Consider the following 16124-nt stretch of genomic DNA (forward strand, 5'->3'; position numbering starts at 1 on the left):
TTTCATGTCCGAATTCACCTTCAGCCCCGATCTGTCCTCCGACGAGGGCCGCGTCAGCTACGGCATTGGCCGCCAACTCGGTGGTCAACTGCGCGACAACCCGCCGCCGGGTGTCGATCTGACCGCCATCCTCGCCGGTCTGACCGATGCCTTCACCGGCCAGGCCAGCCGCGTTTCCGAGGCTGAGCTGGGCGCCAGCTTCAAGGTCATCCGCGAGATCATGCAGGCCGAGGCCGCTGCCAAGGCGGAAGCTGCTGCCGGCGAAGGTCGTGCCTACCTGGCCGAGAATGCCAAGCGCGAAGGCGTCACCGTGTTGGCCTCCGGCCTGCAGTACGAAGTGCTGGTAGCAGGCGAGGGCGCCAAGCCATCGGCTGACGACCAAGTGCGTACCCACTACCACGGCACCCTGATCGACGGCACTGTATTCGACAGCTCCTACGAGCGCGGTCAGCCGGCAGAATTCCCGGTTGGCGGCGTGATTCCGGGCTGGGTCGAGGCTCTGCAGCTGATGGGTACCGGCAGCAAGTGGCGCCTGCACGTGCCGAGCGAGCTGGCCTACGGCGCCCAGGGCGTCGGCAGCATCCCGCCGCACAGTGTGCTGGTGTTCGATGTCGAGCTGCTGGACATCCTGTAAGCAAAATCCGTAGGTGAGTCGTAGGGTGGACAACGCTGTTTTTGTCCACCACGGCGACGGTGGACGGGTGAAGCGTCGTCCACCCTACGATCGAGCGGCCCTCTGCCATGGCAGGGGGCCGTTGCGTTTCAGGACGGGCGCAAGGCCCGGGCATAGCAGAACAGGAACAGGCTGCGCACCAGCTCCTTGAGCACGCTGGGTTCGCTTGAGCTGAGTTCGTGCAGATCCAGGTCGCCCTGGTCGCGCAGCTCGTCCAGAGCGTCTTCTTCCAGCACGGCGCAGACTTCGCCGGTCTGACGGTTGAGGATGCGCAGGTAGGGATGTGGCCGATCCAGCCAGGCATCGATCAGGTAGGTCATGGCAGTTCTCCTTGGCCGTCATTACGTAACTGAGAATAATTCCTATTACATAAATAGCAAGAGTTAATTGCGACCTTCTGTCGTTTCCGTGAATCGAGGCGGGCGATAAGGCGGACTGTGTGAGGGGCTTCAGCCGCGACAGCCGCCGCTGAAGCGCCTCCCACAGGATCGGTCAGTGCGCGGGGGTGACCTGCGCCTGTTGTTGCGCTTCGGCATCCGGCTTGGCCAGCAAGCTGTACACGCAGGGCAGGACGAACAGGGTGAAGGCGGTGCCGACGCTCATGCCGGTGGCGATCACCAGGCCGATGTCGAAACGGCTCACCGCACCGGCACCCGTGGCGAGGATCAACGGCACCATGCCGAATACCATCGCAGCAGTGGTCATCAGCACCGGGCGCAAGCGGATGGAAGCGGCTTCCTCGATGGCTTCGCGCACGCTCAGCCCCTTCTCGCGACGCAACTGGTTGGCGAACTCGACGATGAGGATGCCGTGCTTGCTGATCAGGCCGATCAGCGTCACCAGGCCCACCTGGGTGTAGATGTTCATGCTCGAGAAGCCGAGGAAGATCGGTATCAGCGCGCCGCAGATCGACAGCGGCACGGTGACCAGGATCACCAGCGGATCACGGAAGCTCTCGAACTGTGCCGCCAGCACCAGAAAGATGATCGCCAGTGCCAGACCGAAGGTGAGGAACAGCGCACTACCTTCCTGCACGTACTGGCGCGAGGCGCCGGCGTAGTCGTAGCTGTAGCCGCGCGGCGCTTCCTCGCGGGTGATCTGGGTGATGGTGTCCACCGCCTCGCCCATGCTGACGATGGGCACGCCCTGGATGATCACCGAGTTGAGCTGCTGGAACTGATTGAGCTTGGTCGGGCGTGCGCGGTCGCTGACGCGGATCAGCGTACCCAGCGGCACCATCTGACCGTTCTCGCTGCGCACGTAGTAGCTGTCGAGCCAGCCCGGGTTGTCGCGGTAGGCGCGCTCCACCTGGGCGATCACCTTGTAGCTGCGCCCGTCGATGGTGAAACGGTTGATTTCGCCCTCACCGAGCAGGCTGGCCAGCGTGGTGCCCAGATCCTGCATCGATACGCCCATCTGCGCGGCTTTCTCGCGGTCGATGTCCACCACGACCTCCGGCTTGTCGAAGGCCAGGTCGATGTCGAGGAAGGCGAACTTGCCCGACTCCTGCGCGCGCGCCTTGACCCGCTGGGCCACCTGCAGCAGCGACTCGTAGTCGTTCGGCGTGTTGATCACGAACTGGAAGGGCAGACCCTCGCCAGTGCCCGGCAGCGACGGCAGGTTGAAGCCGAAGACCTGCAGGCCCGGAATCTGGTTGAGCTTGGCCTGCACCTCGGGAAGGATCGCCATCTGCGTACGCTCGCGCTCGTTCCACGGCGTCAGCAGGAAGCCGCCGATGCCCGACTGCACACCGTTGAAACCGTTGATCTGGAACGACGAGTAGTACTCGGGAAAGCTCTTGAAGATCTCCACGAACTGGTCGGTATAGGCGTTGATGTAGTCCAGGTTGGTCGGCTGTGGCGACTGGGTCATCATGAACACGATGCCCTGGTCTTCATCCGGTGCCAGCTCGTTCTTGGAGAACGACAGCAGGGCCGGGAGCAATGCCATCACGATCAGGCCGAACACCACCACCACCGGACGGGTGTCGAGGGTGCTGTGCAGCGCCTTCTGGTAGCGCCGCTTGAGCGTGTCGAAGATCTGATCCAGGCGATGGGCCAGGCCCGAGGGGTTTTCCTCATGGCGCAGCAGCTTGGCGCACATCATCGGTGACAGGGTCAGCGCGACGATGCCGGAAATGATCACCGCGCCGGCCAGGGTCAGGGCGAACTCCTTGAACAGCGCGCCGGTAAGGCCTTCGAGGAAGCCGATGGGGGCGTACACGGCGGCCAGGGTGATGGTCATCGAGATCACCGGCACGGCGATCTCGCGCGCGCCTTCGATGGCCGCGTCGAACGGCGTCTTGCCCTCTTCGATATGGCGGTGGATGTTTTCCACCACGACGATGGCGTCGTCCACCACCAGGCCGATGGCCAGCACCATCGCCAGTAGAGTCAGCAGGTTGATCGAATAGCCCATCAACTGCATGAAGAACAGCACGCCGACCATCGACAGCGGAATGGTGACCACGGGGATCAACACCGAGCGGAACGCGCCGAGGAACAGGAAGACCACGACGATGACGATCAGCACCGCTTCGCCGAGGGTTTTCACCACTTCGTCGATGGACGCCTGGATGAACTCGGTGGCGTCGTAGGCGATGGCCACCTTGAGGTTCGGCGGCAGTTGCGCCTCCAGTTCCGGCAGGGCCGCGCGCACGTTCTTGATCACGTCCAGCGGGTTGGCGCTGGGCGTACCCTTGATGGCGATGTACACCGAGGGCACGCCATCGAAGGAACTGATCGAGTCGTAGTTGGCCGCGCCCATTTCCACGCGGGCGATGTCGCGCACCAGCACGCGGCTGTCACCCATGGTCTTCACCGGGATGGCGGCGAAGGCATCGGCGGATTTCAGGTCGGTGCTGGCGTTGATGCTGGTGACCACGTACTCGCCCTTCACCTCGCCGGCGGCGGAGAGGAAGTTGTACTTGCGCACCGCGTCGTTGAGGTCGCTGGCGGTTACGCCGTAGGCGGCCATCTTCACCGGATCCAGCCACAGGCGCATGGCGAACACCTGGTTACCGAGGATCTGCGCCTCGGCCATACCGGGCAGGGTGGCCAGCTTGGGCTGGATGACGCGCGACAGGTAGTCGGTGATCTGCGGGTTGGACAGCTCGTCGCTGTAGAAGCTGACGTACATCAGCGCCGAAGCGTCGGCCGCTTCCTTGCTCAGCACTGGGTCTTCGGCGTCCTGCGGCAACTGGTTCTTCACCTCGTTGGCCTTGGCCAGCAGCTCGGTGAACAAGCGGTCGCTGTTGGCGCCGATGCGCGCATAGATGGAGATGGTGGACAGATTTTGTTGGCTCGACGAAGTCATGTAGTCGATGCCTTCGGCGCTGGCCAGGCTCTGCTGCAGCGGCTGGGTGATGTAACCCTGGATGGTCTCGGCGTTGGCGCCCGGATAGGCGGTGGTGACCGTGATCAGGGCGTTTTCCATCTGCGGGTACTGGCGGATGACCAGCTTGCCGAACGCCTGGATGCCGAGCAGGACGATCAGCAGGCTGACCACGGTGGCCAGCACGGGGCGACGGATGAACGGATCGGTGAAAGCCATGATGATTTCCTTGGCTGTTGCCACCCCCGGCCGCCGCTCTGGCGGCGGCCGGGGGACTGGTCAGTTGGTGCTCGGCGAGGTGCTGTCGGGCTGCACGGGATCGTCGACGATGGCCACGTGGGAGCCGTTGTCCAGCTTCAACTGGCCGGAAGTGACCACTTGCTGGCCGGCTTGCAGGCCCTTGAGGATCACCACGCGGCCGTCACGGCGTTCGCCAGTGGTGACGAAATGCCGTTCCACCACCAGTTGCGCTTTGCCGTCGCCATCCTTGACCAGCTCGCCCTTGTCGTCCTTTTTCTCGGTGATCAGGTACACCGAATTGCCGTACAGGGTGTAGGTGATGGCGGTTTCCGGCACGGTGATCAGCGCGTTGTCGCCCGGTAGCAAGACCTGCAGGTTGGCGAACATGCCCGGCAGCAGCTTCTCATCGGGGTTGGCCAGGGTGGCGCGTACCTGCAGGTTGCGGGTCTCGTTTTCCACCTTGGGGTTGATCGCGCTGATACGCCCTTCGAAGGCCTCGCCAGGGTAGGCGGCGACGCTGATCTGCACGCGTTGGCCGACGGTCAGTTGCGGCGCTTGCTGCTCGGGCAGGAAAAAGTCCACGTTCAGCCGCGATAGATCCTGCAGGGTGGCGATGGCTGCGCCGGGCGACAGGTAGGTGCCCGGGTCGACCTGGCGAATGCCGATGGTGCCGGAGAAGGGCGCGTTGATGCGCTTCTTGTCCAGTTGCGCCTTGAGCTGGGCGACGCTGGCGGTGGCCTTCTGCAGGGTCGAGGCCAGGCGGTCGAACTCGCTCTTGGAAATGTTCGAACGGCTGACCAGGCTGCGCCCGCGCTCGTACTCGATCTGCGCCAGGCTGCGCTCGGCCTCGGCGGTGGCCAGGCTGGCACGCTCCACTTCGCTGTCGAGCTGGATCAGCGGCTGGCCACGCTCGACCTTCTGCCCGGATTCGAACAGCACCTCACGCACGATGCCCTCGACCTCGGCGGACAGATCCACGCCCTGATAGGCCTTGAGCGTACCGATGGCCGGCAGGCGCCCCTGCCAGGGCTGCTCGACCGCAGTGGCCGCCGAGATATTGATGGCCGGCTGTGGCGCCGAGAACATTTGAATCTGCTTATAGATGGAGAAGCCTTTGTAGGCGGCGAGGGCGAGTACCACGAGCACGACGGCACCCAGCATGATCAGCATGCGGCGGAGCAACATATTCCGGTTCCTTGGCAGAGCGGGGTCGAGCCTGGAATAGGCAGGATCGGGCACGATAGTGCTACTCGCAGATGAAGTCAAAACTCCTCATTTACAAGGTATTTTCCCCATGAAACCGGCACGTTGGCGTGCCGGTCGCGTGTTTCACGAACCGAGACGGCGGGTGACTTCACCTAGTTCGCCGGAGAGCCCGCGCAGGTTCAGACTGGCGGCCTGGGTACGTTCGACGTTCTCCTGGTTGGCGCTGGCGATGGCCGTCAGCTCGGTCAGGTTGCGCGAGATGTCCTCGGCCACCGACGTCTGCTCCTCGGCGGCGGTGGCGATCTGCTGATTCATGTCGCGAATCGCTTCCACTGCCGCGGTAATACGCTGCAGCATGGCGCCAGCTTCGGTCACCTGAGTCACGCCTTGTTCGCTGCGTTGCTGGCCGCTCTCGATGGCGCGCACGGCATTCAGCGCGCCGGTCTGCACGGTGTCGATGATCTGGTTGATTTCGGCCGTCGACTGGGCGGTGCGTTGCGCCAGGTGGCGCACCTCATCCGCGACCACGGCGAAGCCCCGTCCCTGATCGCCGGCACGCGCGGCCTCGATGGCGGCGTTGAGCGCCAGCAGATTGGTCTGTTCGGCGATGCCACGGATCACCTCCAGCACCTTGCCGATACGTCCGCTGTCGCTTTCCAGGCGGCGGATCACTTCGGCCGTGTTGGCGATTTCGCCACGGATGTCGGTGATGGTGGCGATGGTCGATTGCATCACCGCGCTGCCCTGACGCGCCGAGTCATCGGCGTCGGTGGCGGCATGGGCCGCATCGGCGGCGTGCCGTGCAACCTCCTGGGCGGTCGCGGACATCTCGTGCATGGCGGTGGCAACCTGATCGGTGCGCTCGAACTGCTCGCTGACGCCTTCGGTCATGCGTGAAGCGATGGCGTTGAGTTCACCGCTGGCGCCGTCGAGGTCATGCGTGCTGCGATGCAGGCGCTCCGTGGTGCTGGCGAGGAAGTCACGCAGGGTATTGGCCGCGCGTGCGAGCAAGCCCAGTTCGTCTTGCCTGCTGCTGTCCACGCGCTGGCCGAACTGGCCGTGGCTGAGTTGGTCGACGTGGCCGATCAGGTGGCGGATGGGAATGATCAGGTGGCGGTTGACCAGCCACAGGCTGAAGACGCCGATCACCAGCGCGGCGGCAAGCATCAACAGCGAGCCGGTAATGACGGTTCGCTGTGCGCTGGCGTTGATCTGCTGGGCCTGATCCAGGCTTTGCTGGCGAAGCTGTTCGACCAGCGCCGTCATCTGCTCGCTGGCAGCGCGGTCGATACCCTTGACCGCTTCATCACCGGCCTGGGCATCGGCACCGGCCTTGATGAAGGCGTCACGTCCCTGGCGATAGCGTTGGCCAAGGTCACGGTGTTCGCTGCGCAGGCGCTCGACCTGAGCGTTGAGCGTCGCATCGCCGCCGGCCTGCGCCAGCTCGCCAAGGATGGCCTGTACCTTTTGCTCCTGCGCTTCGAACTGGCTCCAGTAACGCTGCAGGTTGGCGTCGTCCTTGCCACGCAGCAGCACGTTCTTCCACTCCTGAACCTGGATCTTGAATTCGAGATTGGCCGCGTCGATCAGCCGCGTTGCCTGCACCGGGCCGTCGAGCAGGCCACGGTAGGACTGGAGTCCACTGGAGAGAAAACTGAAGCAGGCCAGGGCCGTGATCAGGATCAGGGCAAGGCTGCCGCCGAGCAGGGAAAGGATTTGCGCGCGCAACGATTTCTGCAACATGGCAAGCACCCATGGAAATGGAGGAAAGGACGGTGTCCGTGTTGTGGATATCCATTTCACCGAGCCGACTGCTGCACGCACTTGTGCCGGTCATGGAAGTATAGGTCTTAGCCGGACTAATGGCCGCTTGCCGCATTGGATAACAGTTTGATGACATAAATGTTGCAGACGGGTTGCCGCTGGCCCTCAGCATGCCTGACCCTCGTCATATTGCTGCCGTCCTGTGACGAATCGTTTGCATGGCGTTAGTCGAGATGGCGGGTGTCATGAGGAGCATCTAGCATCGGCCCATTGCCGTTGTCACACGCAACCGCTGCCAGGTGAACCGAGATGCCCCTATTTGCCGAACTGTTGGCCGTAGTGGGGATCACGCTACTGCATTGGCTGCCGAGATGACGGCCTTTGACCACTTCGTTCGACCCCATGCCTTGCACTGGTAACGTCACGGTTGTCAGCTCATTGCGCAAAGCATGATGTCTCTTTCGCGAGCATTCGAGGCTCTGGCCGCGCGCTAGGGGGGCGACGACGGGTGTCGAAATCTTGAATGAAGCCTAACCATCTCATACCCGCTCAGGTTTCTATGTGGCCATTTGACCAACCGCCTAATTGCGCGACCATCGTCTCCAAAAGCGTTATCGAAAAGCGCAAACCCATACTCCAGGTCACCCATGATGAGGATGATCATGGCTGGCAGTTCCTCGACAACCAGAGCGAGGCGCTGGACGACCTGTGCATCGTCGGGCTGGGGCATATTCTCGACGTGGATCCGTCGATGGCTGAACTCGCTGGGCTCGAACCCGGTTGGCAAGCGACGCGCACTCATGTCGGTGGCGAGTGGGTGATCGAACCCGTAGCGCCTGAGCCTGACGCCGAAATGAACTGACCCTGTACTGGCCACAACAGATTGCAACGCATCAGGAGTTGAGATGAGCGCATGGGGCACCGGGCTGTACAGCGATGACACGACGTGCGACGTACGGGATGACTACGTTCGCCATCTCAAGTGCGGGTTATCTCATGAGGACGCCTGCCAGAAAGTTCTGGAGCGCTACGGTGGGCTTCTTGGTGATAAGGCCATCGCTTGCCTCGTCCGTTTTGCCTTGGCCGACACGGCCTGGCAGTACGGTCGCCTCGACGCAGCTTTGAAGGACAGTGCCCTTTCGCTTCTGCACGCCGGTGGCGATCTGTTCGTCTGGGAGCGCGATGCGCCTGGGGATGTCGCGGCAAGGCGCCGGATGTTGGCAACGCTGGAGACGCGGTTGACAGCGCCACAGCCGCCGGCAAGGGCGATCGAGGTGGTGCCGCCAAAGCCGAAGAAGATCCGTACCAGCGCGCCGATTGGCTCCGTCTTCGCGCTTGAACTACCCAGCCAGGGCACGGCATGGCTGGTGCTCGTGGGCTTCGCCGAGCTGGAACAGAGCATCGATCCGGTCTTTTCCATCATGCCTTGGCGCAGCAAGTCGCCAGCCGATATACCCGGACAGATCAGCGGCGACGACAAGACCCTGGTGCTGTCGCAAGGTCTCTCCCGGCCCTTCGCACATGTTGCGATCCTGCCCAAGGATGAGCACAGGAGCATCCTGGCGGGGTTGGAGCCGGTGAGCATCCCTGTGCTGTCCCCCATGCCTTTCGAGCGAGAGCGCACCGTTTGGCTGACGCTGGGGCGTATCGCCAGCGAGGTCGATCGGCACCTGGGCAGCGTATCCGCGGCGAGTAGCAAGTAGCCTGGGTTGAGCGCAGTGATACCCAGGACGCATGTCGGGTTTCGCTGCACTCGTCTGACACCACACGGTGTACACAGCCGGTAGGAGCGGCTTCAGCCGCGATCATCGGTGCCAGCCCGTTCGCGGATAAATCTGCTCCTACGAAAAGCCGGGAGCTCCCGGCTTTGGGCCTCAGGCCAAACGCAGATGGTTGTCCCACAGGCCGGCCGGCAGTTCCAGGGCGCTGGCAGTGATGCGTTCGCTGCGGCAGTCGTAGAGGCGGCAGCGGCCCTGGCCGGAGGTGACGACGAAGCCGTCGTGGACGGCGCCAACACCGGCGCAGTCGGCCAGGGGCACGTCGAGGCGTACTGCGGCGCTGTCCAGATCCCAGATGAAGAAACGGTTGCCGCGCGGGGCGGTCATTGCCAGCAGGCGCAGGTCGTCGTGGATGGCGACGCTGGCGGTGTACTGGTTCATGGCCACGCGTTGCGCTTCGCCGAGGGCGAAGGGCTGGAAGGGTTGGCCGGGGCGTTTGATCGCCAGCAGCGGCACCTTGTCGTGCATATCGCCCATGTATTGCTGGCCGCTGACCACGGTGCCGTCGCGGGCCACGGCGAGGTGGCGGATGCTGTTCTGCTGGTCGGCCAGGCGTTCCTGGCTGATCAGGCTGCCGTCGCGCTGCATCAGCACCAGGCTGGCTTCCATGGCATTGAGGTTCATCTCGACGCGGCTTTCCGCCTCGGTGCGAATGCCGCCGTTGGCCACCACCAGGGTTTCGCCATCGGGCATCCACAGCAATTGATGCGGGCCGACGCCATGGGTGCTGTGCTCGCCAGTACGCTCCAAATGCTCGCCATTGAGGCGATAGGTGCCGAGCACGCCACGACCGGGTTCGGTGGTGTCGTTTTCGGTGGCGTACAGCCATTCACCCTCCTTGTGGAACACCGCATGGCCGTTGAAATGGCGGCCCTGTGGCGACACCAGGGTGTGCAGCAGGCGGCCGTCGCGGGTGTCGATCAGGTAGCTTTCGGTGCTCGGGCGGCGACCGACGAACAGTGCCATCGGCTGGCTCGGGTGCGGCACCACGTCATGGCAGCGCTCGGTCACTGGGGTGGCGAAGGCGCGCTCGCCGTCGAGGCGGTAGCCCACGGCGTAGTGGCGGCCGTCGCCGCCATCACGGGCGGACAACAGCAGCGGTTGCCCACCGGGGCCGAACAGCGTCCAGCCGCCGAAGGCACCTGCGGTGGCGCCAATGCCGAGCAAGGCGCTGAGGCCGAGGAAGGTTCTACGTTGCATGGCTTAGTCCCCGTCGTGAGCGTTGAAGCCGATCTGTACGCCGAGGGCCTTGGCCAGGTCACCTTCCTGCAGGCGGTGCAGGCGGTTGAGGCTGTCGTACAGTTCGTTCAACTGACTGCGGCCGGCTTCGCTGGCCAGCAGTTCGGTCAGCGGCAGGTCGAGGGCGGCCAGACGCTGGCGGGTGTCGAGGTAGGCGGCGTCGATACGCTTGGCCAGGTCGGCCTGGTCGCTGCCGAGCAGGGCCTGCAGGCCATCCTTGTTACTGCCGTGCCAGAGCAGTTCGGCGCTGGCCAGGGCAGAGCCTAGGTTCGCCAGGCTGGCGTTGCTGCGCCAGGCTTCGGCCTGGTACGGCTGCGGGATGCCCTTGCTCTGGCGGCCGAGCGGCGCACCGAGTTTCTTCTTCAGGCCGTCGATGCCGCTGACCTGTACGCGCAGCAATTCCGCCACCGCTTCCTTGGAGTCGGCGTAGCGCTCGTTGGGGAAGCTCTTGAGCTGCGCGGCCATGCCACTCTTGTCGGCTTGCCATTGGCCGACGATGTCGGCGGCCAGGGCCTGCTGATGCTGACCGATGGCTTGCAGCAAGGGGCAGTAGCGGGCTTTCTGTTCGGCCTGGGTCAGGTCGATGTCGGCATCGAACAGCACGTATTCGGAGGCGGTCAGGCCCTGTACCACGACGCTGGCGCTGGCCAGATCGGCCTGGGTCAGTTGCGGTTTGCTCTTGAGCAGTGCTTCGACCTGGCGCTGCACCAGGTTCTTCTTGTCCGGCCAGAACTGTACCTGCCAGGCGCGGTTGCCTTCTGCCAGGGGGCCGAGCATCAGCGGTTGCAGCGCCGACCAGGCGCTCATGGCGCCGAGGAAGGCCTGGCGTGCGGCGGGCAGATCGGCGCTACCGGCACAGAAGGCTGCTGCGCGCTCGGCCAACTGGCGATCGGCTTCCTGCCAACTGCTGTAGGCCGGCAGCAGCACGCCGTCGGTGAGGGCGCCGGTGACCTTGGCGGCCGGATCCTGCTGGCCGCAGCCGACCAGGGCCAGGCCAAGCAGGGAGGCGATCAGGCTCTTGTGCAACATCTCGGACTCCTTATAGGGAATTGAGGAAGGCGAGCAGGGCTGCTCGTTCATCAGCATCGAATTTCAGCACCTGCTGCTTGGCCGCTTCGGCCTCGCCGCCGTGCCAGAGTATGGCTTCCAGCAGATTGCGGGCGCGACCGTCATGCAGCAATTGGGTATGGCCATTGACCGTCTGGGTCAGGCCGATGCCCCACAGCGGTGGCGTGCGCCATTCGCGGCCCGTGGCGAGAAACTCGTCGCGGCCATCGGCCAGGCCTTCGCCCATGTCATGCAGGAGCAGGTCGGTGTAAGGGCGGATCACCTGGTTGGCCAGCTCCGGCTCGGCGGCATCGGCGGCGGTGGTGAAGCGCGGTGTATGGCACTGCTGGCAGCCGGCCTGGTGGAACAGGCCCTTGCCCTTGAGTACCTCGGGCGAGTCGACATCGCGGCGCGCCGGCACGCCCAGGTTGCGGCTGTAGAACAGTACGCTGGCGAGGATGTTGTCGCTCACCTCGGGCACGCCGCCATTGACGGCGGCCAGGCAATCGCTTTGCGCGTCGGTGCAGTTGTCATGGGCGATCAGCGTGGTGGTCAGGCCCATGTCGTTGGCGAAGGCTTCGGCGTTCTGCTGGTTGAGGCTGGGCTGACCGGCTTTCCAGCCGAAACGGCCGAGCACGGTGCGCTGCTCGGCACGATCCCAGACCTGGTTGGCGCGTCCGGAAATACCATCGCCGTTGGCATCGTCGGGGTCGGCTTGGGCCAGGATGTCGGCCTCGGGGATGGCTTCGAGCAGGCCCAGACCGATCATCGGCGGTGCTACGCGTGCCGAGACGCGTACGTCCGGGTGCATCGGGCCGTAGCCGAGCTGGCTGATGTCCAGTTGCGGCTTGCGCAGTTGCACCTCGGTGCCATCGGCAAAGCGCACCAGCACGCTGCTGTAACGCAGGCGCACCTTGCCTTCCGGGGCGATGCCGGGGTTGGCCATGTCCTGCAGCTGGGCGCCGTAGGTGGGTTCGGGTATCACGCCCTGATGGATCAGACGCTCGGCGTCATCGGCCCCGGCGGGAATGGACAGGCGCACCAGCATCGAGGCGGCGCTGGCGGCATCGGCTTCCGGCGGATGGCCACGACCGTCCTTGATGTGGCAGTTCTGGCAGGCATTGGTGTTGAACAGCGGGCCCAGGCCATCGCGCGCGGTGGTGGAGGCGGGGGCCGGCACCCAGGGGTTGCGGAAGAAACTGTTGCCCACCGAGAAGTCCAGGCGGCGGCTCGGCGCCAGGTTGGCCGAAGGCTGGGAGAAGGCGTTGTGGTCGAACTTGCGTACCGTGGCGGCGCCAGCCGACAGCGCTTCGCCCGGTTCGGCTGCGCTGAAATGCGGTTGTTGATCGCAAGCGGCCAGGAACAGGGCCAGAAAAGGGAGCATGCAGCGCTGATACGGCGACATCGGTAGAGCTATCCGGGGCGGGCGGGGCGCCAAGATTAGCAGGCTAAGATAATTTAAATAAGATCAATTAGCGTTAGCTGTTGAGGCAAAAGGTCGCGCTTGCCTGGCTCGTGGCCAAGCGTTCACTTATCCGTAGGGATTCAGGCGTCGCGATGATGCCGGATTGTTGCGGGCGAGGCCTGACCGCGCAGCATGGCGGCGCGGTCAGGTGGTCGTTCAGCTGACCTTGAAGCGGCTGACCTGCAGTTGCAGGTCGCTGCCCAGGCGCGCCAGGTCGACGCTGGCTGCCGAGGTTTCCTCGCTGGCGGCGGCCGATTGCTCGGCGATATCGCGGATATTGGAGATGCTGCGGTTGATCTCCTCGGCGACCGAGCTTTGCTCTTCCGATGCCGTGGCGATCTGCTGGTTCATCTGCTGGATGCGTGAAACCGCCTCGTCGATCCGCGTCAGCGCGGTGCCGGCGTGGCGCGCGGCCTCGACGGTGTCACCGGCCATGCTGCGGCTCTGCGCCATCACGCCAACGGCGCTTTCGGCACCGTTCTGCAAGGTGGCGACCAGTTGCTCGATCTGCTGCGTGGACTCCTGGGTGCGCCTGGCCAGTGCGCGCACCTCATCGGCGACCACGGCGAAGCCGCGCCCGGCCTCGCCTGCACGCGCCGCTTCGATGGCGGCGTTGAGCGCCAGCAGGTTGGTCTGCTCGGCGATGCTCTTGATCACGTCCAATACGGTGCCGATGTTGGCACTGTCGCCCTTGAGCCGACCGATGGCTTCGGCCGAGGTCTCTACCGTGCGGGCCAGTTGCTCGATCTGGGTGATGGCCAACTGCACGATCTTGCCGCCTTCACGGGTCTGATCTTCCGCCTCGGTAGCCGAGCCTGCCGCATTTTCGGCATTGCGCGCGACATCCAGCACGGTGGCGGCCATCTGGTTCATGGCAGTCGCCACTTGCTCGGTTTCCATGCGCTGCTCGGTGACGCCGGCACTGGTCTGCGCGGTCACGGCCGACAGTTCCTCGGCGGCGGTGGCCAGCTGGGTGATGCCGGAGCCGAGCCTGCTGATCAGGTCGCGCAGGCTCAAGGTCATGGCCTGCATGGCTTGCATCAATTGGCCCAGTTCGTCGCGTCGGTCGCTGGCGATGTCCTCGGTCAGATCGCCATCGGCGACCTTGCGGGCAATGCCGACCACGCGCTGCAGCGGGCCGACGATGGCCTGGGTGATGAATAGCGAGCAGAGCACGCCCAGCACGAATGCGATTACAGCAGCGATCAAAAGAGTTTGCTTGGCCTGGCTGGAGTCGCTGGCCAGCAGCTCGCGTTGCAGTTTCAGCGACTCGCTCGAAGCAGACGCGACCTCACGAGCGCGGTCGGTCATGTCCTTTTCGCTCTGATTCAGCTCACCGATGCTGGTCTTGAGCTGACCAAAGTTGTTGCGGTAGTTGGCCAACTGCTGCAAGGCATCTTCCATTGCCGAGCGTGCGTTGCTGTCTTGCAGGGTGCCGAGCAGTTCACGACCTTTGCTGTCGAGCGAGTTGAAGTGAGCGTCGAGCAACTGTGCGTACTGGTCGTCATGCCGCAGCAGAAAGTCCTTTTCGCGCCGTCGCGCTTCGAGCAACTCCATGGCCAACTCGCTGGCCTGGTTGGCTCGCCCCAGTGTATCGATGCTGGCCTGATCGCCGTTCATGCGGATCTGCTCGAGCGCCAGCTTGCTCAGTTCACTTTGCAGATCAGTGAAGCGTTTGAGCGCTGCGCGGGCGGAGTCCTCCATGGCTTTCTGTGCGTCGTTACTGGCCTTGCCTGCGGCCTGCAATTGCTCCAGTTCGTTGCGATAGCCTGTCGCATCTTCCTGGATCTGACGCATCAGCGCCTTGTTTTCCGGGCGATCCAGTAGCGTCACCTTCTCGGCGGCTTGATCCTGAATCTGCTGGGATAGCGTCAGTGCCTGCTGCATGGCCTTGTCATCGTCACGCAGCAGGTAGTTCTTCTCCTGCTGACGTGCGCGCATCAATTGGGTGTCGATTTCACTGACCCCCAACAGGTTATCGATACGGTCGAGGGTGCTGTTCAGACTGCTGTTGCCGATCCAGGCAGTCGCCAGGGTTATCAGGAGGATCAAGCCGAAGCCGCCGAGTAGTTTTTTGCGGACACTCAGATCCAGAAGCATGCGATTGACGATGTTCATGACGATTCCTTGTGCTTTTTGATTGTCGGACAACTCTTGAAACACCATAGCTGACTCGGCCGGATGGGCCATGTCGCTGTGTTCGGGGTGTCGTTGTGAAGGTGCGTCGTGTCGCAAGGCGTGGCGTGCAGTGGCGGCGATTTTCGCCGACCGGACATTGATGCCAGGGCTGAGATGGAGGGGAACCGCTGAGGCATACCGTTCAAAGGGGGCTGCAGCGCGGCGTCCGAGGCAGACTAACAGCCTCAGATTCGCTGGCAATATGGCGTCAATTTTTTGTGACTGACGGTCAAGTTGCCACTGCCCGAGGGTGTGTAGCGGCAGAGGAGTTGGCGGCGATCCATCGAGTGCTCCGGATTACCAGGTCGATGAGGCGTTTCTGGCGAAGCGGCGTGACGGTACCGCTACTGCCCACTGCCGCGATGTTTGCAGCCACGATCGCGCACAAGCGCCGCGCCGAATACTGAAGCCTCAGCGGCCGAGCTTGGCACCCAGTTCAGCGGAAATGGCGTCCGCGCACTGTTGCAGGCTTTCCCGGTAACGTTCGCGTGCCACGGGGCTATCCATCACCGCTTCCGGGCCGGACAGGTTGATCGCCGCCACCACGTCGCCACGGTGGTCACGCACGGCGCAGGCGATGGCGGTGGAGTAGTCGGAACGGTGCATCACCCAGCCGCGTTCGCGGTCGCGTTCGAGCAGTTGTTGCAGCTCGGGCAGGGTCTTCGGTGCGGGCGGCGGGTAGTCGTCCAGGCGTACGTGCTGGTAGAGCGTGTCCAGCGCCATGGGCGTCAGGCCGCTGAGCAGCATGCGCCCCATGGCCGTGCAGTGGCAGGGAATGCGCGTGCCGATGGGGATGTTCACCGACAGCCGCTGGGCGGCGAAGGCGCGGGCGATGTAGAGGCTGTCGGTCTGCTCGCGGATGGACAGGTGGCACGACAGCGAGGTGCGGTCGCGCAGGGCATTGAGGTGCGGCATGGCGATGTCCACCAGGTCGCGGCTGGCCAGGTAGGCGAAGCCGTCGCAGAGCACCTGCGGGCCGAGTTCGTAGCTGTTCTTGCCGAGCTTACGCAGGTAGCCCATGTCGGTGAGCGTGACCAGGATGCGGTAGATGGCCGAGACGCTGACGCCGAGGCGCTCGGCGATGGCGTTGCTGCTCAGGCTGCGCTCGCTGGCGTTGAACATCTGCAGGATGCTCAGGCCGCGTTGCAGTGCGGGGACGCGGTAGTCCAGTTCGTCTTCTTGGATGCCCATGGTGCTGCCC

The 16124-nt window shown here is 64.0% G+C and carries 12 protein-coding genes and 1 pseudogene; 3 read left to right on the top strand and 10 right to left on the bottom strand.

Annotated elements, in window-relative coordinates:
- Positions 1 to 4 precede the first annotated feature (4 nt).
- Positions 5 to 634: an FKBP-type peptidyl-prolyl cis-trans isomerase gene (locus VC352_RS20470; RefSeq protein WP_322981349.1), complete on the top strand. Its 630-nt coding sequence runs from the start codon at positions 5 to 7 to the stop codon at positions 632 to 634.
- Positions 635 to 762: 128 nt separating this feature from the next.
- Here the strand turns inward: VC352_RS20470 and VC352_RS20475 are convergent, their stop codons facing one another.
- The 4 genes from VC352_RS20475 to VC352_RS20490 form a co-directional block, all read right to left on the bottom strand.
- The gene (locus tag VC352_RS20475) at positions 763 to 993 is read right to left on the bottom strand and encodes a hypothetical protein (RefSeq protein ID WP_322981350.1); all 231 of its coding nucleotides are present in this window, start codon (positions 991 to 993) and stop codon (positions 763 to 765) included.
- Between the two features lie 172 nt (positions 994 to 1165).
- Positions 1166 to 4225, bottom strand: coding sequence for a multidrug efflux RND transporter permease subunit (locus VC352_RS20480; RefSeq protein ID WP_322981351.1), 3060 nt, complete (start codon positions 4223 to 4225; stop codon positions 1166 to 1168).
- 60 nt (positions 4226 to 4285) lie between these two features.
- Entirely contained in the window at positions 4286 to 5431 is a 1146-nt protein-coding gene (locus VC352_RS20485; RefSeq protein ID WP_322981352.1) for an efflux RND transporter periplasmic adaptor subunit, read from the bottom strand.
- Positions 5432 to 5575: 144 nt separating this feature from the next.
- Positions 5576 to 7195, bottom strand: a complete 1620-nt coding sequence (locus VC352_RS20490; protein WP_322981353.1) for a methyl-accepting chemotaxis protein — start codon at positions 7193 to 7195, stop codon at positions 5576 to 5578.
- 580 nt (positions 7196 to 7775) lie between these two features.
- Here VC352_RS20490 and VC352_RS20495 point away from each other — a divergent pair.
- Together VC352_RS20495 and VC352_RS20500 are read left to right on the top strand one after the other, a co-directional pair.
- A complete protein-coding gene (locus VC352_RS20495; protein ID WP_322981354.1) occupies positions 7776 to 8078 on the top strand; it encodes a hypothetical protein in 303 nt (100 codons plus the stop codon).
- Positions 8079 to 8121: 43 nt separating this feature from the next.
- Positions 8122 to 8919: a hypothetical protein gene (locus VC352_RS20500; RefSeq protein WP_322981355.1), complete on the top strand. Its 798-nt coding sequence runs from the start codon at positions 8122 to 8124 to the stop codon at positions 8917 to 8919.
- 171 nt (positions 8920 to 9090) lie between these two features.
- Here VC352_RS20500 and VC352_RS20505 read toward each other — a convergent pair whose 3' ends face one another.
- The 6 genes and pseudogenes from VC352_RS20505 to VC352_RS20525 form a co-directional block, all read right to left on the bottom strand.
- Positions 9091 to 10194 carry a DUF1513 domain-containing protein gene (locus VC352_RS20505; protein ID WP_322981356.1) on the bottom strand — a complete coding sequence of 368 codons (1104 nt, stop codon included), beginning with the start codon at positions 10192 to 10194 and terminating at the stop codon, positions 9091 to 9093.
- A gap of 3 nt (positions 10195 to 10197) precedes the next feature.
- On the bottom strand, positions 10198 to 11262 hold the full coding sequence (locus VC352_RS20510) for an imelysin family protein (protein WP_322981357.1): 1065 nt from the start codon (positions 11260 to 11262) through the stop codon (positions 10198 to 10200).
- Between the two features lie 10 nt (positions 11263 to 11272).
- On the bottom strand, positions 11273 to 12685 hold the full coding sequence (locus VC352_RS20515; protein WP_416340215.1) for a di-heme oxidoredictase family protein: 1413 nt from the start codon (positions 12683 to 12685) through the stop codon (positions 11273 to 11275).
- 216 nt (positions 12686 to 12901) lie between these two features.
- Positions 12902 to 13786, bottom strand: coding sequence for a methyl-accepting chemotaxis protein (locus VC352_RS25550; protein WP_416340217.1), 885 nt, complete (start codon positions 13784 to 13786; stop codon positions 12902 to 12904).
- Positions 13760 to 14935: pseudogene (locus VC352_RS25555) on the bottom strand (methyl-accepting chemotaxis protein); the annotation flags it as partial. The pseudogene VC352_RS25555 and the gene VC352_RS25550, both read right to left, overlap by 27 nt.
- 399 nt (positions 14936 to 15334) lie before the next feature.
- On the bottom strand, positions 15335 to 16114 hold the full coding sequence (locus VC352_RS20525) for an IclR family transcriptional regulator (RefSeq protein WP_322981360.1): 780 nt from the start codon (positions 16112 to 16114) through the stop codon (positions 15335 to 15337).
- Positions 16115 to 16124 lie beyond the last annotated feature (10 nt).

It is taken from the genome of Pseudomonas sp. C11, assembly GCF_034683865.1.
In the GTDB taxonomy this organism is placed as follows: domain Bacteria; phylum Pseudomonadota; class Gammaproteobacteria; order Pseudomonadales; family Pseudomonadaceae; genus Aquipseudomonas.